Source organism: Flavobacterium sp. FG68 (assembly GCF_057808895.1).
This window is the reverse complement of record NZ_JBMDIY010000008.1, coordinates 92,771-114,422: the sequence shown is the minus strand read 5'-3', so window position 1 is coordinate 114,422 and position 21,652 is coordinate 92,771. Positions and strand designations below refer to the sequence as shown.

22 protein-coding genes are annotated in these 21,652 nt (G+C 34.0%); 8 read left to right on the top strand and 14 right to left on the bottom strand.

The features are described from left to right. Nucleotides 1-13 precede the first annotated feature (13 nt). From trpC to ACODSB_RS07310, 13 genes are all read right to left on the bottom strand, one after another. A complete protein-coding gene (trpC, locus tag ACODSB_RS07370) occupies nucleotides 14-799 on the bottom strand; it encodes an indole-3-glycerol phosphate synthase TrpC (protein ID WP_488936561.1) in 786 nt (261 codons plus the stop codon). 84 nt (nucleotides 800-883) lie between these two features. Next, the gene (gene trpD / locus ACODSB_RS07365; RefSeq protein WP_488936560.1) at nucleotides 884-1,876 is read right to left on the bottom strand and encodes an anthranilate phosphoribosyltransferase; all 993 of its coding nucleotides are present in this window, start codon (nucleotides 1,874-1,876) and stop codon (nucleotides 884-886) included. Nucleotides 1,877-1,987: 111 nt separating this feature from the next. Beyond that, nucleotides 1,988-2,554, bottom strand: coding sequence for an anthranilate synthase component II (locus ACODSB_RS07360; protein ID WP_488936559.1), 567 nt, complete (start codon nucleotides 2,552-2,554; stop codon nucleotides 1,988-1,990). Nucleotides 2,555-2,641: 87 nt separating this feature from the next. Then, nucleotides 2,642-3,082, bottom strand: coding sequence for a hypothetical protein (locus ACODSB_RS07355; RefSeq protein WP_488936558.1), 441 nt, complete (start codon nucleotides 3,080-3,082; stop codon nucleotides 2,642-2,644). A 195-nt stretch (nucleotides 3,083-3,277) separates the two neighbouring features. Further along, nucleotides 3,278-4,678: an anthranilate synthase component I family protein gene (locus tag ACODSB_RS07350; RefSeq protein ID WP_488936557.1), complete on the bottom strand. Its 1,401-nt coding sequence runs from the start codon at nucleotides 4,676-4,678 to the stop codon at nucleotides 3,278-3,280. Between the two features lie 299 nt (nucleotides 4,679-4,977). After that, a complete protein-coding gene (locus ACODSB_RS07345) occupies nucleotides 4,978-6,255 on the bottom strand; it encodes a hypothetical protein (RefSeq protein WP_488936556.1) in 1,278 nt (425 codons plus the stop codon). 202 nt (nucleotides 6,256-6,457) lie between these two features. After that, nucleotides 6,458-7,024 carry a YceI family protein gene (locus tag ACODSB_RS07340; RefSeq protein ID WP_180858035.1) on the bottom strand — a complete coding sequence of 189 codons (567 nt, stop codon included), beginning with the start codon at nucleotides 7,022-7,024 and terminating at the stop codon, nucleotides 6,458-6,460. Between the two features lie 29 nt (nucleotides 7,025-7,053). Beyond that, nucleotides 7,054-7,686, bottom strand: coding sequence for an NAD(P)H-dependent oxidoreductase (locus ACODSB_RS07335; RefSeq protein WP_488936555.1), 633 nt, complete (start codon nucleotides 7,684-7,686; stop codon nucleotides 7,054-7,056). A gap of 4 nt (nucleotides 7,687-7,690) precedes the next feature. Next, nucleotides 7,691-8,152: a MarR family winged helix-turn-helix transcriptional regulator gene (locus ACODSB_RS07330; protein WP_180858039.1), complete on the bottom strand. Its 462-nt coding sequence runs from the start codon at nucleotides 8,150-8,152 to the stop codon at nucleotides 7,691-7,693. Nucleotides 8,153-8,379: 227 nt separating this feature from the next. Further along, complete coding sequence (locus ACODSB_RS07325; RefSeq protein WP_488936554.1) at nucleotides 8,380-9,957, bottom strand: glycerol-3-phosphate dehydrogenase/oxidase; 1,578 nt, start codon at nucleotides 9,955-9,957, stop codon at nucleotides 8,380-8,382. A 455-nt stretch (nucleotides 9,958-10,412) separates the two neighbouring features. Next, nucleotides 10,413-10,892, bottom strand: coding sequence for a DUF6691 family protein (locus ACODSB_RS07320; protein WP_488936553.1), 480 nt, complete (start codon nucleotides 10,890-10,892; stop codon nucleotides 10,413-10,415). Nucleotides 10,893-10,902: 10 nt separating this feature from the next. Further along, nucleotides 10,903-11,472, bottom strand: coding sequence for a YeeE/YedE family protein (locus ACODSB_RS07315; RefSeq protein WP_488936552.1), 570 nt, complete (start codon nucleotides 11,470-11,472; stop codon nucleotides 10,903-10,905). A 145-nt stretch (nucleotides 11,473-11,617) separates the two neighbouring features. After that, nucleotides 11,618-13,036, bottom strand: a complete 1,419-nt coding sequence (locus ACODSB_RS07310; RefSeq protein WP_488936551.1) for an MBL fold metallo-hydrolase — start codon at nucleotides 13,034-13,036, stop codon at nucleotides 11,618-11,620. Nucleotides 13,037-13,337: 301 nt separating this feature from the next. Between ACODSB_RS07310 and ACODSB_RS07305 the strand changes: the two genes are divergently transcribed. From ACODSB_RS07305 to ACODSB_RS07270, 8 genes are all read left to right on the top strand, one after another. Continuing rightward, nucleotides 13,338-13,928: an HD domain-containing protein gene (locus ACODSB_RS07305; RefSeq protein WP_488936550.1), complete on the top strand. Its 591-nt coding sequence runs from the start codon at nucleotides 13,338-13,340 to the stop codon at nucleotides 13,926-13,928. Between the two features lie 301 nt (nucleotides 13,929-14,229). Beyond that, on the top strand, nucleotides 14,230-15,576 hold the full coding sequence (locus ACODSB_RS07300; protein WP_180858049.1) for a cytochrome ubiquinol oxidase subunit I: 1,347 nt from the start codon (nucleotides 14,230-14,232) through the stop codon (nucleotides 15,574-15,576). 2 nt (nucleotides 15,577-15,578) lie between these two features. Next, nucleotides 15,579-16,655, top strand: coding sequence for a cytochrome d ubiquinol oxidase subunit II (gene cydB / locus ACODSB_RS07295; protein WP_488936549.1), 1,077 nt, complete (start codon nucleotides 15,579-15,581; stop codon nucleotides 16,653-16,655). Between the two features lie 308 nt (nucleotides 16,656-16,963). Further along, nucleotides 16,964-17,554, top strand: a complete 591-nt coding sequence (locus ACODSB_RS07290; RefSeq protein ID WP_488936548.1) for a Crp/Fnr family transcriptional regulator — start codon at nucleotides 16,964-16,966, stop codon at nucleotides 17,552-17,554. A gap of 100 nt (nucleotides 17,555-17,654) precedes the next feature. Continuing rightward, the gene (locus ACODSB_RS07285; RefSeq protein WP_488936547.1) at nucleotides 17,655-18,413 is read left to right on the top strand and encodes an SDR family NAD(P)-dependent oxidoreductase; all 759 of its coding nucleotides are present in this window, start codon (nucleotides 17,655-17,657) and stop codon (nucleotides 18,411-18,413) included. A 387-nt stretch (nucleotides 18,414-18,800) separates the two neighbouring features. Beyond that, nucleotides 18,801-19,250, top strand: a complete 450-nt coding sequence (locus tag ACODSB_RS07280; protein ID WP_053473917.1) for a Panacea domain-containing protein — start codon at nucleotides 18,801-18,803, stop codon at nucleotides 19,248-19,250. Then, complete coding sequence (locus tag ACODSB_RS07275) at nucleotides 19,250-19,684, top strand: hypothetical protein (protein WP_180858055.1); 435 nt, start codon at nucleotides 19,250-19,252, stop codon at nucleotides 19,682-19,684. The genes ACODSB_RS07280 and ACODSB_RS07275 overlap by 1 nt, the downstream gene beginning before the upstream one ends. 544 nt (nucleotides 19,685-20,228) lie before the next feature. Continuing rightward, nucleotides 20,229-20,645, top strand: coding sequence for a helix-turn-helix domain-containing protein (locus tag ACODSB_RS07270; protein ID WP_488936546.1), 417 nt, complete (start codon nucleotides 20,229-20,231; stop codon nucleotides 20,643-20,645). 200 nt (nucleotides 20,646-20,845) lie between these two features. On the opposite strand, the gene ACODSB_RS07265 is transcribed toward ACODSB_RS07270, so the two are convergent. Continuing rightward, entirely contained in the window at nucleotides 20,846-21,631 is a 786-nt protein-coding gene (locus ACODSB_RS07265) for a sulfite exporter TauE/SafE family protein (protein ID WP_488936545.1), read from the bottom strand. Nucleotides 21,632-21,652 lie beyond the last annotated feature (21 nt).

Below are 21,652 nucleotides of genomic sequence, written 5' to 3'. Positions count from 1 at the left end.
CGTGGCGAACTATTTAAGCTTTTAAATTATTTATAAATTCCGTTGCGGCTTGTCCGGCGTTATCGGTTTTCATGAAGTTTTCTCCAATTAAGAAACCTTTGTAGCCGTATGGTTTTAATTCCTGAATAGCTTCGATGGATGAAATACCGCTTTCGGAAACTTTTACAAAATCATCCGGAATTTTTGATGCTAATTGTTTACTGAAATCTAAACTTACTTCGAATGTTTTTAGGTTTCTGTTGTTTACACCAATCATGTCTAAAGTAGGCATAATCGATTTTTCCAATTCTTCTTGATTGTGAACTTCTAACAGAACTTCTAAACCTAGATTTTTAGCAAATTCAGATAATGATTTGATTTCTTCGCGGGTTAAAACAGCCGCGATTAGCAAAATTAAATCGGCTCCGTGTGCTTTTGCTTCCAGAATTTGGTATTCATAGACAATAAATTCTTTTCGCAAAAGCGGAATATTTACACTTGCTCTTGCTAAAAGTAAATCGTCCAAAGATCCTCCAAAATACTTTCCGTCAGTTAAAACCGAAATTCCGCAAGCTCCAGCATTTTCATAACCTTTTACAACTTCTTCAACTGTAAAGTTGTGATTAATAACTGATTTTGAAGGAGAACGGCGTTTGTGTTCTGCAATAATTCCAGTCGAACTTGCTTTTAGTTTCTGGCTTAATGAAATCGTTTCTTTTCCAAAAAACACCGAAGCTTCTAATTGAGAAACCGGAATGATTGATTTCTTGAGAACGACTTCTCTCTTTTTATCAAATATTATTTTATCTAAAATGTTCATTGTTTGTTTTGTTTCAGGTTTCAGGTTTCATGTTTCACGTTCCAACAACTTGAAACATGAAACAAAGAAAACTTGAAACTATTTTTATTTGCTTAATTCCTGTAATGTCTGCAATGCTTTTAATCCTTTTCCAGACAATAAACTTTCTTTTGCTAATTCAAATCCTTCCAACGGAGAACATTTTGTAACGGTTGCAATCGCCATTGCAGCATTTGCTAAAACTACATTGTTCTGTGCTTCGGTTCCTTTTCCAGAAATGATATTCGTAAATATTTCAGCCGATTCTTCGATGGTTTTTCCGCCTTCGATTTCTGTTTGGGATAAAAGTCTAACACCAAAATCTTCTGGCTTTAGCATTCCTTCCATGTGTGATGTAATCGTTTTGGTTGGGCCTGTTAAAGAGATTTCATCATACCCGTCAAGCGAATGTAAAATCGTGAAATTGATATCAGTATTTTGATATAAATAAGCATACATTCTGGCTAATTCTAGATTGAAAACTCCAACCAATTGATTTTGTGGAAATGATGGATTTACCATTGGTCCCAACATATTAAAGAAGGTTTTTACCGCTAATTCTTTACGAATTGGCCCAACATTTTTCATTGCTGGATGAAATAGGGGAGCATGCAAAACGCAAATTCCGGCCTTATCGATACACTTTTCTAAAAACGAAGGATCGTTGCTGAATTTAATTCCCATTTTTTCCATTACGTTGCTTGATCCAGAAATAGAAGAAACTCCGTAATTTCCATGTTTGGCAACTTTAATTCCAGCTCCAGCTGAAACAAAAGAAGCTAAAGTTGAAATATTGAAAGTGTCTTTTCCGTCACCGCCCGTTCCACATAAATCGATTGTATTGTAAGCTGATAAATCAACGCGAACACATAATTCTAATAGAGCTTCACGAAATCCCGAAAGTTCATCAATTGTAATGCTTCGCATCATAAATACGGTCAAAAATGCCGAAATCTGACTTGGATTGTATTGACCAGTTGATATATTAATCAAAACGTCTTTTGCTTCTTCTTTAGAAAGCACTTCGTGATTGATTAATTTGTTTAATATAGTTTTCATTTTTTCTTTTAAGTTGCTAAGGTTCTAAGATGCTAAGTTTCTGAGTTTTTTTACTGTGACTCTAACTGCGACTGAATACTATCCCGACATTTCGGGACTGAACACTGATCACTAACTTTTAATCCAATTCTCTAAAATCCTTTTTCCTTTTGGTGTTAAAACACTTTCAGGGTGAAACTGAACGCCTCTTACATCAAATTTTTTATGTCTTAGTGACATAATCTGCCCGTTTTCATCGATTGAAGTTGCTTCAAGAATTTCCGGTAAATTACTGTCTACAACCCATGAATGGTATCTTCCTACTTCAAATTCGTTTCCTAAACCTTCAAATAAAGTTTCGTCTGAAACTACTGTTTTTACATTTGTCGAAACGCCGTGGTACACTTTATCAAGGTTAGAAAGCGTTCCGCCAAAAACTTCTCCAATTGCCTGCTGTCCTAAACAAACACCAAGAATACTTTTTGTTGGCGCATATTTTTCGATTACTGCTTTTAATAAACCTGCTTCATCAGGGATTCCAGGCCCTGGCGAAAGTAATATTTTATCAAAAGAAGCGATTTCGTCAATTTCGAATTCATCGTTTCTGTAAACCGTTACTTCGCAGTTTAAATCTTCCAGATAGTGTACTAAATTATAAGTGAAACTATCGTAATTGTCTATAACTAATATTTTTTTCATGTCTTTTTTTGTTTCAGGTTTCAGGTTTTCTTTGTTTCACGTTCCAACAACTTGAAACCTGAAACTTTAAACTTGAAACTATTTTTTTTACTCTCGAACGTACTTCTCAGTAATAATTCTATCGATTCCTAATTTTTCTACTTTTTCAACTCCTTTTTGAGTTAAGGTGTCGTTTTTAATTTTTACTACAAATTCAAATTTTCCATTTTCCCATTGACGGTTATTGAAGTACTCCAAATTCTCGGTATAAACACTATCCTTTAAAGTGTATTTTCCGCCTCCGCCAAAGAATATTGCATTTGTTGAATCTTTACCATTATTTAAATCATGATTGAAAAAAGCAAAATGGGTATCGTTTATAATTTTAATCATTTTTGTTTTTGGATTGAAAGTCGAAAAAGTTGAATCTTTCTCAGTCGTTTCTGCTGATATAAGACGCCAGGTTCCTTTAATTGGATTCTCTTTTTTTTCCGAATTACAAGAGGTTATAGTAATGATTAAAACTAGAATTGATAATGCTTTTTTCATGGTTTTTATGGATTTGTTCTTTGTTTGTTAATTGTTTCAGATTTTACCAATCTTTGTGTTCCAACGGTTGAACCGTTGGCTATGTTTATATAGCATTCCGCATATAACTGCTTTTCAAATATTGCCCGAGATTTCAACCTCGGGAGACATTGCTGATCATTCTGTGTTACTGTGACAGAAAACTGCGACTGAAAACTATATTTTTTCTGCCATTTCCAGCGCTGTATTCAATGCTCTTAATTTATTATACACTTCCTGCATCTCGCTTTCTTCGTCAGAACTTGCTACGATTCCGGCGCCGGCTTGATAATGTAATTGATGATTTTTGCTAAGGAAAGTTCGAATCATAATCGCGTGATTAAAGTTTCCGTTAAAATCCATAAAGCCAATCGCGCCTCCGTAAAAATTACGATTTGTTTTTTCGTAATCTTCAATCAATTGCATCGCTCTGTGTTTTGGTGCGCCGCTCAAAGTTCCGGCTGGGAAAGTATCGGCAACAACCTGCATAGTTGTAGCTTTTTCATGTAAATGTCCGGTTACTTTAGAAACCAAGTGAATCACGTGCGAGAAAAACTGAACTTCTCTGTATTTCTCCACATTTACATCGTGACCGTTTCTGCTTAAATCGTTTCTTGCCAAATCGACCAGCATTACGTGTTCGCTGTTTTCTTTTTTATCTTCCGAAAGTTCTTTGGCTAAAAGTGCATCACGTTCATCATTTCCGGTTCTTTTGAAAGTTCCTGCGATGGGGTGAATTTCGGCTTTTCTGTTTTTTACGATAATTTGTGCTTCGGGCGAAGACCCAAATATTTTGAAATCTCCATAATCAAAAAAGAATAGGTAAGGAGATGGGTTGATGCTTCTCAAGGCTCTGTAAACATTAAATTCATCACCTTTAAAACCTTGCGTAAAACGACGAGATAAAACCAATTGGAAAACATCTCCGCGGAAGCAGTGTTTTTTGGCTAATGCTACATTGTGCTTGAATTCTTCATCAGTTAAATTAGAGAAACCTTCGCCTTCTTTTGAAAACTTATATGAAGCGATATTTCTGGATTGCAATAATTGTTCGATTACAGCAATGTTGTTTGTTCCATCAACGCTGTGGTAGAAAATATACGCTTCATTTTTAAAGTGATTGATGGCGATGATGTTTTGATAAACGGCATAAAAAACATCCGGAATTGAGGTTGCATTGTCTTTTTTGGCGATTGAAACTTTCTCAAAATAACGAACGGCATCGTAAGAAATGTATCCGAATAATCCGTTATTGATGAATTTAAAATCGTTTTTCTCCGATTGAAATTGGCTTGAGAATTCCTGAATTACTTCTGGAATATTTGTTGAAGCATCAATTTTAATTTGCTCCGAAGTTCCGTCAGGAAAAGTTTTTGAAATCCTTTCGTTTTCGATTTTAATCGTTGCAATCGGGTTGCAGCAAACGTAAGAGAAACTGTTGTCATTTCCGTGATAATCACTACTTTCTAATAATAAACTATTAGGGAATTTATCTCTAATTTTAAAATATATACTAACCGGCGTAATGGTGTCTGCCAGAATTTGTTTGTAATGTGTGTTAAGTATAAAAGGTTTCAAAGTATGTTGTTTTTTAGTTTTTAATATTTTTCTGCTAAAGTTTCGACCAAAAAAAAGGGCTTGTCGTGATGACAAGCCCTTTTTGTTTATAGTTTTGAAAATACCATAGGAAGCTTAGTTCACGACGTTTGACGTAAATTGTTCCACCACCAAGTATTGTTCATTAATGTTTTCATTTCTTTATTTTGATGTGACAAAGATATAAATGTAATTTGAATTAGAATACATAAAATTTCAAAAAAAACTTTTCTAATTTTCGAAATTTGTTAAATTTTAAAATCTAAAACCTACTTAAGGCCTTAATTTCCAATCGCAATCGTATTGTTTACATTTGCTCTAAAATCTGGATTTCCTTTGATATTTGGCATTGTAAACAACTCGCTGTTCTTGTATTTTGAGTATTCTATTCCAGAATTTGGATTGTAATAATTTTGAATTGCGGCATCAGAACTAGATGATTCACTTGTAATTCCGCCGTTGCAATTGTTCACAATTATATTTTTGAAACTCATTTTTGACAAGTTTTCATTTCCATCTCCAATATTGCTTTCTAATAAAACAAAAGGAGAAAAACCAGAAACAATACTGTTGGTTAAACTAAAAAAAGTATTTTCTCTAATATGAACAGATTCTCTAACCAAACCTTGGTTGTTTTCTTCAAGATTTACTAAAGTGATATTGGTTGCAGTGATTTTTGTCATTTTTTTGCTCATATCAGTATTTTGAATCTTGTCATATGAATCGACTTCAAAACATCTTGAACCAGAGATATCTGATGAAAAAGGATGACGAATAGCAATACTGTTGCTGATGCTAATTTGCGCGCCTTGCGTAAAATCGAAATCATCATCAGTTGTTCTGTATGAAATTAAGTTGTTCATATTCAAATCTCCGCCATAACATTCAAAAGAATCGTCGTTTGAAAAACTAATCTGAATATTGCTTAAAATTGTTTTTCTTCCAACACCAGCCAGTGAAAGTCCGTTAAGTTCTTTTTCAGAACTCAATTTTCTTCCTGCAAATTCTATTCTAACATATTTTAAAATACCTGAATTGTCTTCGCCATCCTGACCTCCATAATGATTTATTATTGGATCTAAAGTAAAAGGAAGTGTGTGAAGTCCGCCAAGAAAATTAATTGGCGCTTTTCCTAAAATGATAATTCCGCCCCAGTCACCCGGACGTCTGTCTGCAATTTCTTTGTTTGAAGTAAAAATGATTGGATCTGTTTCTAGACCTTCGGCTACAATTTTTGCACCATTTGAAATAACAAGAGTTCCGCAGGTTTTATCATCGCCTCGTATTACAGTTCCGGGTTCGATAGTTAAAGTGGCATTGTTTGTCACGTAAACAATACCTACTAATTGATATGTATTTCGTTTTACTAATCTGGTATCTTTATCAATTGTTCCTGCAATTATGTTGGTCGCTTCGCTATATTCTAGTTTAGACGGGTTAAAACTTGTCCAATTGTTCATCCAGTTGTTAGTACCGGTTATTCCTTTTGTTTGTTGTTGAGCTTGAAGAAAAAAAGTGCTTAGAAGTGTAATTATTGCAACACGTATTTTTGTTTTCATAACTATAATTTTAATTTCTAGTTTTGGATTTTTAATTTCCTCAAAATTAGACCCCGAATGTTAATCAATACGGGGATAGTTATTATGAAAGCGTTATTTTATCGTTAAGAATGTTATGCTTTTGAAAAGAAATAAAAAAGAAAAACCCCAATAGAATCAACTATTGGGGTTTTTCTTATATATGAATTAGGTAAGCCTGAAATTAGAATTTTAAAGCTACTGTTAATTCGAATTCGTCGCTGATAGTTTTGTCTCCTAAACCTTCGAAGAAACTTCCTGAACCGTATTTAATATCATATTTAGTTCTGTCAACTTTAAATGCAGTTGTAGCAGTGTTTCCGCTTACAGTGATATCAAAAGTTACTGGTTTAGTGATTCCTTTAATAGTTAAATCAGCAGTTACTGTGTAAACATCAGTAGATTTAGCACCAATAGTTTTGAAAACTAATTTTGAAGTTGGGAATTTTTCAGTTCCAAAGAAATCGTCAGCTTTTAAGTGACCGTTTAATTTACCTTGGTATTCTCCAGTTAAATCTGTAGAAGTTAATGAAGTCATATCAACTGTAAAGCTTCCTCCAACTAATTTTTTTCCTTTGAAAACTACAGCACCTTCTTTAAAGTTTACTGTTCCAGAGTGTTCTCCAGTTACTTTTTTACCTACCCATTTGATAGTAGACGCTTTTACGTCGATTTTTTTAGTTTGTGCGTTTACTGAGATACCAGCTGCTGCTACGAATAATGCAATTGCAATTGTCTTTAAATTTTTCATGTTGTAAAATTGAATTTGATTAATAATAATTATATAGTGATAAATAATTCCTCGTTAGATTTTCTAACTTTTTTGAAATGCTGAGTATCATCCTCATCATGTCTGTAACCTACAGCAGCAATTACTGTAGCACTTAAGCCAAGTTTGTCAAAACCTAAGATTTTGTTGAATTCTGCTGCATTGAAACCTTCCATAGGAGTAGCATCAATTTTTAATTCAGAAGCTGCAGCTAATAATGTCCCTAAAGCAATATAAGTTTGTTTTGCTGTCCATGTATTTTTAGCATCATCAGATAAGTTTGCCACTGTACCTTTCATCATATCGCCAAATCCAGCCAAAGCATCAGCAGGAATACCTCTTGTTTCGCTAATATTGTTGATATAACTGTCTACAGAATGTGCTCCAAGATTTACATCATTTGCAAATACAAATATTTGCGAAGCATCTGTAAGCTGTGTTTGTCCGTAAGCAGCAGCTTTTAATTGTTCTCTAATTTCCGGATTTTCTACAATAACAACTCTGTAAGGTTGTAATCCGTATGAAGAAGCACTTAATCTAACGGCTTCTTTAATAGTATTTAAATCTGCTGAAGAAACTTTTTTAGATGCATCATATTTTTTTGTTGCATATCTCCAGTTTAAATTATCTAATAATCTACTCATAATTTTAATTTTGTTGGGTTCGGTATTTTTCTAATAATGTGTTTAATAATTCTAATTCTTCTTGGCTTATATTCTCGGCAAATAAACGCTCGTGTTCATCTACCTTTGGGTCTAATTCTTTTAAAATATCTAATCCTTTCTGTGTAATCAAAACTTCAATTTTGCGTCGATTTCCTGGACAGACATTTCTTGTTACTAAATCTTTCAGTAATAATTTATCTACTAATCGGGTTGTGTTACTCGTTTTAGCTAACATACGCTCTTGTATCACACACATATTAGCAGGTTTTCCTTTTTGTCCTCTTAATATACGCAATACATTATATTGCTCTCCAGATAAATCATACGGTTTCATCAACTCGCTGAAATGATCCTGAATCACATTTTGTGTGTACATGATATTTAGAATAACTTTTTTCGCATTATCCATCTTAACTGTACTTTTAATAACCTCTTCAATTGTCATAGTCGTAAGTGTATAATTTGTATATACAAATGTAGAAGTTTTAATAGTTGTATATACAAATGTCATGTTAATTTTTTGTTAATTCAAAATGACATCGATTTTGAACGGAAAAAGTTAGAATAAAAATAGTTTATTTTTTATCTTCAAAATATTGATTTTTAAATATTTAACTAAAAATTAAACTTGTTCTTATAAATTCTATAAAGGTTATCGAATTAAAAAAAGATTTATTGAAATTCGGACAAAAGAAAGCCCTTTGTAGTTTTTTTGAAATTTAAAACTTCGTTATTTATCCAGTTTTCGTCATGTCCAAGTTCTTTAGCAAGAAGTTTTGCTACTTTTTCTGAAGATTGAATGGCTGCTCTTGCATCTAAAAACAATAGACGAACACGTCTCGCTAAAATATCATCTACAGTTCTTGCCATTTCATATCGAATCGCCCAAAGCACTTCTGCCATCGTAAATTCGTGATCATGATGTACTTTTTCGTTTAATTCAGGATTGTTTTGTTGTAACTCGATTATGCTAGGAATATCAGAACCATAGATATATAAATGATTTTCTCTGTCTAAAGTCGTCGTAGTTTTATTTCCATGAATGGGAAGATGTTCTGTAACGCAGGTTTTTTTTGGTAACTTACCAATAGTAATTGCTTTGTTTATAATATCTTCAGCAATTTTTCTGTACGTTGTCCATTTTCCGCCCGTAATAGTTATTAAACCCGTTTCGGATACAATAATTTTATGGCTTCGGGAAACTTCTTTGGTTTTTTTGCCTTCTTCTTCGGGCGCTGCCAAAGGACGTAAACCTGCAAAAACAGATAAAACATCTGCTCTGGTAGGTTTTTTTGCTAAAAAGTGCTGGGCTGTTTCTAGCACAAATTTGATTTCGCTTTCTAAAGCAACAGGTTCTAAACTTTGTTTTTTAATTAAAGTATCTGTTGTTCCTATTACAATTCTGTTATGCCACGGTACTGCAAATAAAACTCGTCCGTCACTTGTTTTTGGAATCATTAAAGCATGATCGCCGGGTAAAAAAGATTTATCAAACACTAGATGAATTCCCTGACTCGGAACGATATATTTTTTATAAACAGTATCGTTTAGTTTCATTATGGCATTTGTAAAAACTCCCGTAGCATTTATAATTGCAGCTCCTTTTAAGTTGTATGTATCTCCAGTTTCCTGATCTTCTATTTCAACACCAATAACTTGGTTCTTATCGTCTTTTATTAAGTTTACAACTTTTATATAGTTTAAAATGCAAGCTCCTTTTTCTGCAGCAGTTTGAGCGATATTAATGGCTAAACGCGAATCATCAAATTGTCCGTCATGATAAATTACGCCATTTATCAAATCAGCTTCTTCTACATTAGGAAGCATTTCGATTGTTTTTTTCTTCGAAATATATTTTGAACGGCCTAAACTTAAACGCCCGGCCAATAAATCATAAACAGTTAACCCAATAGTATAAATGAAAGTGCTCCACCAATTGTAGTTTGGGATCACAAAAGATTGGTTTTTGACTAAGTGACCTGCATTTTTAGCTATTAAACCTCTTTCTTTCAGTGCTTCTATAACCAAGTGAATATTTCCTTGTTCCAGATAACGTACTCCGCCATGAATTAGTTTAGTGCTTCTGCTCGAAGTTCCTTTTGCAAAATCAACCGCTTCGAGTAAAATTGTTTTGTATCCTCTGCTTGCGGCATCAAGAGCAGTTCCTAAACCGCTGGCTCCACCTCCAATTACAATTACATCCCATTTTTCAGTGTTCTTTAATATCAATAGCTGTTCTGAACGGTTCATATATTAGGTTATATTTTGGGATTTATTGTTTAAAGCAAACTTAACGAAACGAAATTAGATTTAGATGAAGAAATATCTTAGTTGTTAAAATTTGTTTCAGGTTTCAGGTTTCAAGTTGATTGACTAGACTTCAAAAATAAACCCGACAGGTTTTTAAAACCTGTCGGGTTTGATTTAAATTATATTTCGTTTAAGTTAGTCTAAAAACAATTTTAATATTCCGTTAGGAATATTTCGTCGGTAGAAAAAAAATATAATTGTTTTGCATTGTGTCCTGTAGGGACACTTGTTTCAACAGAATAAACTCTTGGCTCGTTAATCAAACGTTCCTACGGAACGTATAACCGCAACTCAATTTTAATTCTACCAACCAGACATTCCTACGGAATGAGTTTGGACTTATTTTTTTTAAGTTTCGTTAAGCAACTTGAAACATAAAACCTGAAACAAAAAAGTTAATGAGGCAATTTATCTTTTATTAAACCATAAAACCAGGTTCCTGCAATGGCACTTAATAAAGTAACAATAATTACAGTTGCTCCAGTCCCAATTTGAGCGAAAAGCGGCCCCGGACAAGCTCCGGTAATTGCCCATCCAAAACCAAATAGTAATCCACCATAGATTTGTCCTTTGCTGAAGGTTTTTGGCTGAATTTCAATTTTCTCGCCTTGAAGCGTTTTAATATTGAATTTTTTAATGATAAAAACCGAGATAACGCCAACTGCAACTGCGCTTCCAATTACGCCATACATAAAGAATGACTGCAGGTGAAACATTTCCTGAATACGAAACCAGCTGATGATTTCGGCTTTTACAAATACAATCCCGAAAAAGACTCCAACAATTAAATATTTAAGATTAGAGAATCCTGTTTCTTTTTGATGACTTGCATTGATTCCTTCTCCGTCTGTATTTTTATTTTCTAAATTGCTCATTTTTGAAATTTTAAAGTGAAAGAATATAAGGTAAAATCAAAAGTGACATTACAAAACCGCCAATCATAAAACAGATTGTAGCTACTAATGAAGGCCATTGTAAATTTGATAATCCCATTATGGCGTGTCCGCTAGTGCATCCGCCTGCGTAACGTGTCCCGAAACCAACTAAAAATCCACCCACAACAATCATGATGAATCCGCGAAGGGTTAGTAAACTTTCCCATGAAAATAATTGCGAAGGAACTAAACCAGAATGATCTGTGATTCCGTAAGAAGATAATTGCTGTGAAAGTTCCGGAGTAATTTGAACGTCATTTGGGTTTGATAGAAAGTAAGCGGCAATAACACCACCAAGAAATATTCCCAAAACAAAGAATAAATTCCAGCTTTCTTTTTTCCAGTCGTATTTAAAAAATGAAATATTCGCCGGAATACAAGCCGCACAAATATGACGAAGCGAAGAACTAATCCCGAAAGATTTATTTCCGATAATCAATAAAATAGGAACAGTCAAACCAATCAACGGGCCCGCAACGTACCAAGGCCAAGGTTCTTGAATAATTTCTAATATACTCATAATTAAAATTAAGTGTTTTGTTTTTTTACCATTAAGATATTAAGTTAATTAAGTTGGAATGCTTAATTTTTCCTAACCTTCTTTGAAAAGTTTCATTAAGCTCAAAAACTTAATTAACTTAATATCTTAATGGTAAAACTTTTATTTATGCTTTTAAAACCTTACTCTGACAAACGAAATCTGATTTTGGGATTTCAGTTTTTGCGATGGCTCCAAAACCGCCGTCAATTTCGCTAAAATTTCTGAAACCGCGTGCCTGTAAAATAGAAGCCGCAATCATACTGCGATATCCTCCGGCGCAATGCAAATAAAAATGCTCATTTGGATTAATATCTTTTACCCAGTCATTAATATAAGCGAGAGGTTTACTGTAAGCATCTTCTATATGTTCTGCTTCGTATTCAGTCTCTTTACGAACGTCAATAACTTTATCTTCTGTGATATTAAATTGATTTGCAAACTGTTCTGCCGAAATTCGGTTGACGCTATCAATTTCAAAACCGGCTTTTTCCCAAGCTTCAAAACCACCTTCTAAATGTCCGATGATAGAGTCAAAACCAACACGGCTTAAACGTGTAACTGTTTCTTCTTCAAGACCTAATTCGGTTACTAATATAATAGGCTGCTTTACATCGCCCACTAAAGTTCCAACCCACGGAGCAAAATCACCGTTGATTCCTATATTAATAGACTGCGGAATAAATCCTTTTGCAAAATCACCGCTTTTTCGGGTATCTAAAATCAAAGCTCCGGTTTCTTCGGCGACAGCCTCAAATTCTTTTGCATCAATAGCTTTCATTCCGTTATGTAAAACCGTTTCAAAACTTTCGTAACCTTGTTTGTTCATGGCAACGTTCATGCTGAAATAGGCTGGAGGAGGCAATAATCCATCTGTTACTTCTTCAATAAATTCAGCTTCTGTCATATTAGCTCGCAAAGCATAATTCGTAGCTTTTTGATTTCCAATAGTTGAAACAGTTTCTTTACTCATGTTTTTTCCGCAGGCACTTCCGGCACCGTGCGCAGGATAAACGATGACATCATCATTCAGCGTCATAATTTTATCTCTTAAAGAATGAAATAAAATTCCGGCTAATTGATCCTGAGTCATTCCTGCTGCTTTTTGAGCTAAATCCGGACGGCCAACATCACCTATAAATAAAGTATCTCCAGAAAAAATAGCATAATCTTTTCCATCCTGGTCAATCAATAAATAAGTAGTGCTTTCCATGGTATGACCCGGAGTATGCAATGCTTTTATAGTTACATTTCCGAGTTTGAATTCCTGTCCGTCTTTTGCAGAAATGCAGTCAAATTCGCAGGCAGCATTTGGTCCGTAAACAATTGGAGCTTCTGTTTCCTTGCTTAAATCGATGTGTCCGGAAACAAAATCAGCGTGAAAATGCGTTTCAAAAATGTATTTTAGTTTAACATTGTCACGTTCTAAACGATCTAAATAAGGCTGGATTTCTCTTAACGGATCAATAATAGCTGCTTCTCCGTTTGAAGTTATATAGTATGCACCTTGTGCGAGGCATCCGGTGTAAATTTGTTCTATTTTCATGATATGAATTGAAAAATATTGGGAACACAAAGATAACTCTGTTTTCTTTTAAAATAGGTGACTAATGTTACAGAAATTTGATTTTTGTGTAAAAAGAAGAAATTTAACCATATAAGTTATATAAGTAAATTTAAGGCATCACATAATTGATATTATATTAAAATGGATTTATAAGTTCGCCTGTTTTACCATATAAAAAAATCTGGCATGCATAATCGACGTTATACTAATATGAACTTATATAACTTATATGGTGCAAAAAAAAATCTATGTAATTTTACAACTGACGAAAATTATTGATATGAATACAGCAGACTTATTAGATCAGATAGCTTTTATAAAAGAAATTGATAAAGTAAAATACATTCAGAGAAAAACAAAATTATTCAACAGCGACCGATGTGAAAATGATGCCGAACACAGCTGGCATTTGGCTTTAATGGCTATTGTTTTGGCAGAACACTCCAATGAACCCATCGATGTTTTGAAAGTAGTAAAAATGGTTTTGATTCATGATATTGTAGAAATCGATGCTGGAGATGTTTTCATGTATGATACGTTGAAAAGTCATGATAATACAGATGAAGAACGATTAGCAGCGAATCGTATTTTTGGTTTACTGCCTAAAAAACAAGCTGAAGACTTTATAACTATTTGGGAAGAATTTGAAGCTGGCGAAACCAACGAAGCCAAATTTGCAAGATCTATGGACAGATTAGAGCCTTTACTACAGAATACTTCTAACAACGGCGGAACATGGAAAGAATTTGATGTAAAGTATAATAAAGTTTACGAAAAAAAGAGCGTTATAAAAAAGGGTTCAACATCTTTATGGAATTATGCCGAAGGTTTGATAAATGAAAGTGTAGAAAAAGGAATTCTAAAAAAATAATCACATTAATCCGTGTAATTAAATATAGCCTGCGGTTTCAACCGCAGGAAACGTATGGGAATATGCATCGTGTTCCCACGGTTGAAACCGTGGACTATGTTTAAATGCGCATAGCTATACATAATCTTGTCATTTAGACCGAAGGGAGAAATGACAAACTGTGGCGTAAAAAATAAGTGCAGTTTGCACATTTAAATTGTTGAAAAGTTTAACAAATATCAAGCGATAAACTTCTTTTAAAAGGCATTAATTCGGGTTGTAATGGTTAAATTTGTGAAACCTCATAAAACAATACCACTTTATGGAAGAAATGCTCTTTTATGATCGAATGCAATTCGCATTCACTATTACTTTTCATTATCTTTTTCCGCAGCTTACAATGGGTCTTTCACTCATTATTGTTTACTTCAAATGGAAATACTTAAAAACTAACGACGAACAATACAATCACGCCACTCATTTCTGGATGAAAATCTTTGCTCTCAATTTTGCAATGGGTGTTGTAACCGGAATTCCAATGGAATTTCAATTTGGGACAAACTGGGCAAAATTCTCTGAATTAACAGGCGGAATCATTGGACAAACGCTTGCAATGGAAGGAATGTTTTCCTTCTTTCTCGAATCTTCTTTTTTGGGAATATTTTTATTTGGAGAAAAACTCCTTGGTCATAAATGGCATTTTGTAACCGGATTATTAATCATGATTGGTTCCTGGGCCAGCGGATTTTTAATTATCGCAACACATTCGTGGATGCAGAATCCGGTGGGTTATGAAATCCTTGAAAACGGAAAATTTGTGCTGAATAATTTTCAGGCTTTATTTTTAAATCCGTGGCTTTGGCCTTCTTATTTGCACAATCAGGCTGCATCTTTAGTAACAAGCTCGTTTGTTGTGGCCGGAATTGGCGCTTTCTATATTTTAAGTCAGAAGAATGTTTCTTTTGGAAAATTGTTCCTAAAAACGGGAGTTATCTTCGGATTGATTTCTAGTGTTATTGTGGCAGTACCAACGGGAGATTTACTGGCCAAAAATGTTGTGAAATATCAACCTGTAACTTTCGCCGGAATGGAAGGAATTTTCCATACCGAAGAAAGAGGCTCTGAAATTGTTTTAATTGGCCAGCCCGATGTAAAAGATAAAAAACTCGATAATAAAATTGCCGTTCCTAATATTTTGAGTTTCCTGACTTACGGAAACTGGGATCAGGAAATTAAAGGCTTAGATCAGTTTGAAGAAGATTTACACCCAACAAATATTTCGGGATTGTATTATGCCTATCATATTATGGTGGGACTCGGAACTGTTTTTATTGGGTTAATGGTGCTTTCACTTTTTCAATTAATCAGAGGAAAATTATTTGAAACCAAATGGATTTTATGGTCGCTTATGTTCATGATGCCATTTCCGTATATCGCCAATACAACAGGCTGGTACACGGCCGAATTAGGAAGACAGCCCTGGCTGGTTTATAATTTACTGCGAACTGCTGCCGGAGCTTCGCCAACAGTTTCATCTGGAAATACCTTATTTACATTGCTTGGATTTATTGGTTTATACCTTTTACTGGGAATGTTGTTTTTACTTTTGGTTGGAAAAATTATCAATAAAGGGCCGCACCATGTGGAACTTTCAACAGAAAAAATATAAATATGGAATTTTTTTGGTACATAGTTTTAATGGGAATTCTGGCTGTTTATCTGGTTTTAGACGGTTATGATTTTGGGGCAGGAATTATTCATTTATTTTTTGCCGATACAGAAAAAGATAAAAAAGCAATTACAAGTGCCATTGGGCCGTTTTGGGATGCCAATGAAGTTTGGCTTATTGCTGCCGGAGGCGTTTTGTTTTTTGCTTTTCCTACTTTATACGCTTCCTCTTTCAGCGGATTTTATCTGCCTTTGATTATGATTTTATGGCTTTTGATTTTCCGTGCTATCGGATTGGAAATGCGCGGACAGATTCATAACGCCATGTGGGAAACGATTTGGGATAAAGCTTTTGGAATTGCGAGTTTACTTTTGGCACTTTTCTTCGGAATTGCTTTAGGAAATATTGTTCGTGGCGTAAATCTGGGAATGGTTCAAAATGGTGTTTCAACACAGGAAGCGCATTATTTCTTTCTGCCTTTGTGGAATCCAACTTTTAGTCCGCAGGCAAATGAATTGGGAATTATTGACTGGTTTACGCTTTTCCTTGGGATTGTGAGTACTGTTGCTTTAACAATTCACGGTGCAAACTGGATTATTTATAAAACGAATTCATCTCTAAACCCAAAACTTAAAAAAGTTGTTTTTGCATTGAATATTATTCTGTTGGTTTTAGTTTGTATTTCATTGCAGGTTTGGCATTTTATCGAACCAAAACCGTTTCATAATTTCGTTGAAAATCCTATTCTTTGGTTTTTCCCGCTTTTGACTTTCGTTGGAATTTTGGGATTATTTAAAGTGCGTTCCTTTCAAAAAGACGGTTATGGTTTTATGTTTTCTACTTTCTTTTTAGTGGGTGGATTTGCTTCAACAGCGGTTTCGATTTTTCCGAATGTTCTGCCTTCAACGAATAAAGTAAATCCGTCGCTAACGATTTATAATACTGCCGCCGGAGAATATGGATTGAACGCTGGAATGAGCTGGTTTTTTGTGGCTTTGTTTCTTGTAATCATTTATTTTATTATTCAATATCGTGTTTTTAGCGGGAAGATGGATGATATTGGGTATGGGGAACATTAATTTTTTTTAGCCACGAATTGCACTAATTTTCACGAATTAATTATATCAATAGCCGTTGGTTTTAACCAACGGTTTTTTAATTTAATAATGATGATTGATTTTGATCGTGAGATTGCTTCGTTCCTCGCAAGGACACACGCAAAGTCGTTGCGAGGAACGAAGCAATCTCACTATTATTTAAACGGAAACTGATAAGCCCAGCTGGAGGAAACGCCCAAAACAAGCCTACTCAATTTTTCACATTGATACCAATTTTTAGAATAAATTTGTGATACTGCTTATCTATTCTAAATCGTAATTTAAACTTCATGGAAGACCTGACATTGTTTATTGAAAATATTAATCAGAAAGTCGTTTTGTTGCCAGACGAAATGGATGCTTTATTGTCTGAGTTTAAAGTGCGAAAAATAAAGAAAAGACAGTTTATCGTACAGCCGGAATTTGTAAACAAACACAGAACTTATGTGCTTGAAGGAGCTTTTCGGGCTTATGTTGTAGATGAAAAAGGAAACGAACATACGATTCAGTTTGCTATCGAAGACTGGTGGATAGCCGATTATAATAGTTATATATATCAAACCCCAGCGACTATGTTTGTAGTTGCGTTAGAAGACAGCGTGATTCTCCAAATAAATCATGAAGCCGAACAGAAACTAAAATCTTTATCTCATAATCTTGAAACATTATTTCGTATAATGGCCGAAAAATCTGCTGCATTTTTTGCGCGTCGGATTATTGCAACGCTTACGCAGAATGCAGAACAACGCTATACGGAGTTTTTGGAAAAGTTTCCAAAAGTTGCGCAGCGCCTGCCACAATACGCCCTCGCATCATATCTTAATATGACTACAGAGTTTTTATCGAAAATACGTAATGAAAAAGTAAAGAAAAAAGGTTGAACTAGTTCAACCTTTTTTCCTAAGATACTTCAACTTTTCAGCCTCACTTAATACCCAACTTTGCTTTATCAATTAACAACGTATAATTAATAAAGTTAAAATGGAAAATTCACAAAAATTAAAAGGTAAAGTAGCCTTAATAACAGGTGCATCAAAAGGTATAGGTGCCGGAATCGCTAAAGCATATGCAAATCAGGGCGCAACAGTAGTTGTCAATTATGCTAGTAATAAGAATGACGCCGACAGAGTTATTGAGGAAATAACTATTAATGGCGGAAAAGCAATTGCAATACAAGGTAATGTTGAAAAAGCGGCTGATGTAAGACGCATTTTTGAAGAAATTGTAAAATCATTTGGTAAGCTTGATATTTTGGTAAATAATGCCGGTGTTTACAGTTTTGCAGGTATTGATGATATTACCGAAGAATCTTTTCATCGTATGTTTAACATTAATGTCTTGGGCAGTATATTGACGATTCAGCAAGCGGCGAAATTATTTGGTGATAAGGGTGGTGCTATTATTAATGTAGGTTCAATTGTATCAACGCTTGATATGCCAACTACATTGGTTTATACACAAACTAAATATGCTGTTGATGCCATGACACGCATTCTTGCAAAAGAATTTGGTCCGAAGAAAATACGCATCAATTCTATTAATCCCGGATTGATCGAAACGGAAGGTTCTCATAGTTCTGGAGTTATGAATGGCGATGCAGAAAAATGGCATGTATCTGAAACGCCTCTAGGTCGTGTAGGGAAACCAGAAGATATTGCAAAAGTTGCCGTATTTCTGGCTTCTGAAGATTCGTATTGGATTACTGGTGAAACAATCGCTGTTTCTGGCGGACAACGCTAAGTAATTTTGGTATAAAATTAATTGCCTCCAGTTTTAACTGGATGTTTTTTATTGATATTGAGAAGGCTTTAGCCCAAATCGTAAAGTTTGGCTAAAGCCTTTATTTATATAGATTTGTTTACCTCCAGCTTATTTATTGAAAAACTATAAGTTATTTATCCGAGGTTGCGTTAGGGATAGAAGCGGTATCCTTTTTGTTTTTTCTTTAAAAACAAAAAGATACAAGCGGATAGCCCGGCCGAAGGTAACGCCCAAAAACTTCTCATTATTTTTTAAATGTATTTTAGACTTCACGTTAAAATTTTTTTAATATAATTTTTACAAATATTGTATTTGGTTGGGATTTTCTTAGTTTTGTTAGAAGAGAAATAATTAAAATTTTAGAAAATGTATAATTGTTTTGATATAGCGAAGTACTTCATAGAATTGGCAAAAGCAGAAGGGCAGGGACTTGACCCAATGAAATTGCTAAAGCTTACTTATATTTCGGATGGATGGCATTTGGGAATTACCGGAAAACCACTTTTTGATAATGAAATTCAGGCGTGGAAATATGGCGCGGTTATTCCAGATTTGTATTATGCAATACGAATGTTTGGGAAAGATCCGGTTGATCCGTTTTTGTTGAATATTTCTGCAAAAACTCCATTAAAAGAAGAAGATAAAGAGTTCCTGAAAAAAATCTGGGATAATTACAAAGGTTTGTCGGGATTGCAGCTTTCGGCATTAACGCATGAAGAGGGAAGTCCGTGGTGGCAAACCTGGGACGGATCGCATGATGTTGTAATTGGAAATGATTTAATTAAAGAATATTATCAGCAAAAATTGAATAGTTAATGGAAAAGACTTTAGCAGAAAAATTACCCGAAAGTGCTTTAGGAAATGATATTATTAATGTTCCAAAAGATGTAACGAAAGAAGCTGAAAAAGAAGCTCATTTAATGAGACCTTACGATCCAAAAAGCCATTCGGAATATATTGAACTTAAAAGATTTGAAATCGAACAGGCAAACGAAAGTCTGGAACGAAAGCTGAGACAGGAAAATGCTAAAAAAGCTTTTATTTTTTCGTCAAGATGGGCGATTTTTATTGCTCTTGTTATTTTACTGCACGGAGCTGGCGCATCGTATAAATTCTTTATTTTATCGCAAACCGAATTTTTATTTGTTGTGGGAACTTTAACGACTTCAATTTTTACTTTTTATACTTTGGTTTTGAGGTATTTGTTTTATAGAAAACCAGCTAAAACTGCCGAGAAGAAAATAGCTTAAATAATTCAAGTTCCTAGTTAATAAAGTGTAGTCCCTACGGGACAAAAATTGACATGAATAAATTGATTTCTACCAATATGTAATCTCTCCGAGATATTTTTTTGTTACTCGTTAGGAGTTAAATATTTGTAGTAGTAGTCCCTATGGGATAAAAATTGACATGAATAAATTGGTTTCTACCAATATATAATCTCTCCGAGATATTTTTTTTGTTACTCCGTTAGGAGTTAAATATTGGTAGTAGAATAATAAAATCTACCAGAAAAAATATCCCGTAGGGATTAAACTTTTTTAGAGCCAATTTATTTATTGAATTATTAGACTAGCAACTTGAATTAAATAGTTTCATCTTTGTCAAAGTTTAAAACTTTGACAAAGATTATCTACAAGTAAAAAAGATACTATTTTTATTTAGTATTATTTTTTGTCAGAAAAATTATATTTTTGTTTGGATTGAAAGACACGAAATTGTATCGTACATAAGACAAATGTGTATTTTACCAAACCAATAATTTTTTCGGGAAATTTTAAATATCTTTGAATTATGAGCACAGAAACCAGACCCAGAAATATAGGAAGAAACATAAGCCGAATAAGAGAGCTTCGTGGAATGAAACAAGGAGCACTTGCTGATGCCATTGGCACAAGTCAGCAGACTATTTCCAGTATTGAAACCAGTGAAACTGTTGATTTTGAAAAATTGGTACAAATTGCAAAAGCACTTGGTGTTACGGTAGAAGCTATTGAAAATTTTACAGAAGAATCTGTTTTTAATTTTTTTAATAATTTTTACGATAACAGTACTGCAGGAAATGGCATATTTAATCACCCAAATCAGTGTACTTTTAATCCTTTAGATAAAGTGATCGAACTTTACGAGCGATTGGTTTTAGCTGAAAAAGAATTAGTTCAGGCCGAAAAAGAAAAGATTGAATATCTAGAAAAGCTTTTGAAAAAATAACCACAATCATTGTCATTTCGACCGAACGGAGAAATCGCACGCGGGATTCGACAAAGATTGACGACATTCTTTACGGAGCTTCTAGTGCGATTTCTCCCTTCGGTCGAAATGACAAAAATCAACTTAAACAGGAGTTTTTATCAAAATTATTTAAAGAAAAAAATCTGCATTATCTGCCAAATCTGCGGGAGAAATAATCTCTAAAACAAAACCTCTTTAGCAATTATATAAAATCCCATTACGAGAACAAACCAGCCAAAAAGCGGTTTTAATTTAGTTCCGTCGATTTTTTTAGAAAGCTGACTTCCAATTAGCATTCCGAGAAGTGCCATTCCTGAAACTCCTAATAAAAAAGTATAATCTATTGGAGTTCCTATATATAAATCTCCTCCAAAACCTATTGAAGAATTGATTGTAATAATCAATAATGAAGTTCCAACGGCTTGTTTCATAGGTAATTTTGCAAAAAACAAAAGTGCAGGAATAATCAAAAATCCGCCGCCAGCACCAAGAAATCCGGTTACAATGCCAACTAAAAATCCAATTATACTTAATTGAATATAATTGGTTTCGGTGCTTTTTGCTTCTGGAAGATTTTTCCGAATCATCGAAATTGCAGCTGTTATCATCAAAACCGAAAAGACAATCATAATCAGAAAATCTTTTGAAACCGTATAAGATGCTACAGAAAAAAGTGTCGCAGCAATTTGAGGAAATATAACTTCGCGGATTATCAGAATCGAAATTACAGAAGGAATCGCAAAATAAAGTGCCGATTTTAGTTTCAAATTCCCCATTTTATAATGACTGTAACTTCCGAATAAAGCGGTTAGTCCAACAATAAATAAGGAATAAGAAGTAGCCTGATCTGGATTTACCTTAAATAAATACACCAAAATAGGAATTGTCAATATCGATCCGCCGCCGCCAATTAAACCCAGCGAAACCCCGATAATGATTGAAGCAAAATATCCTAAATATTCCATTGCATTTATTTTTATGCAAAG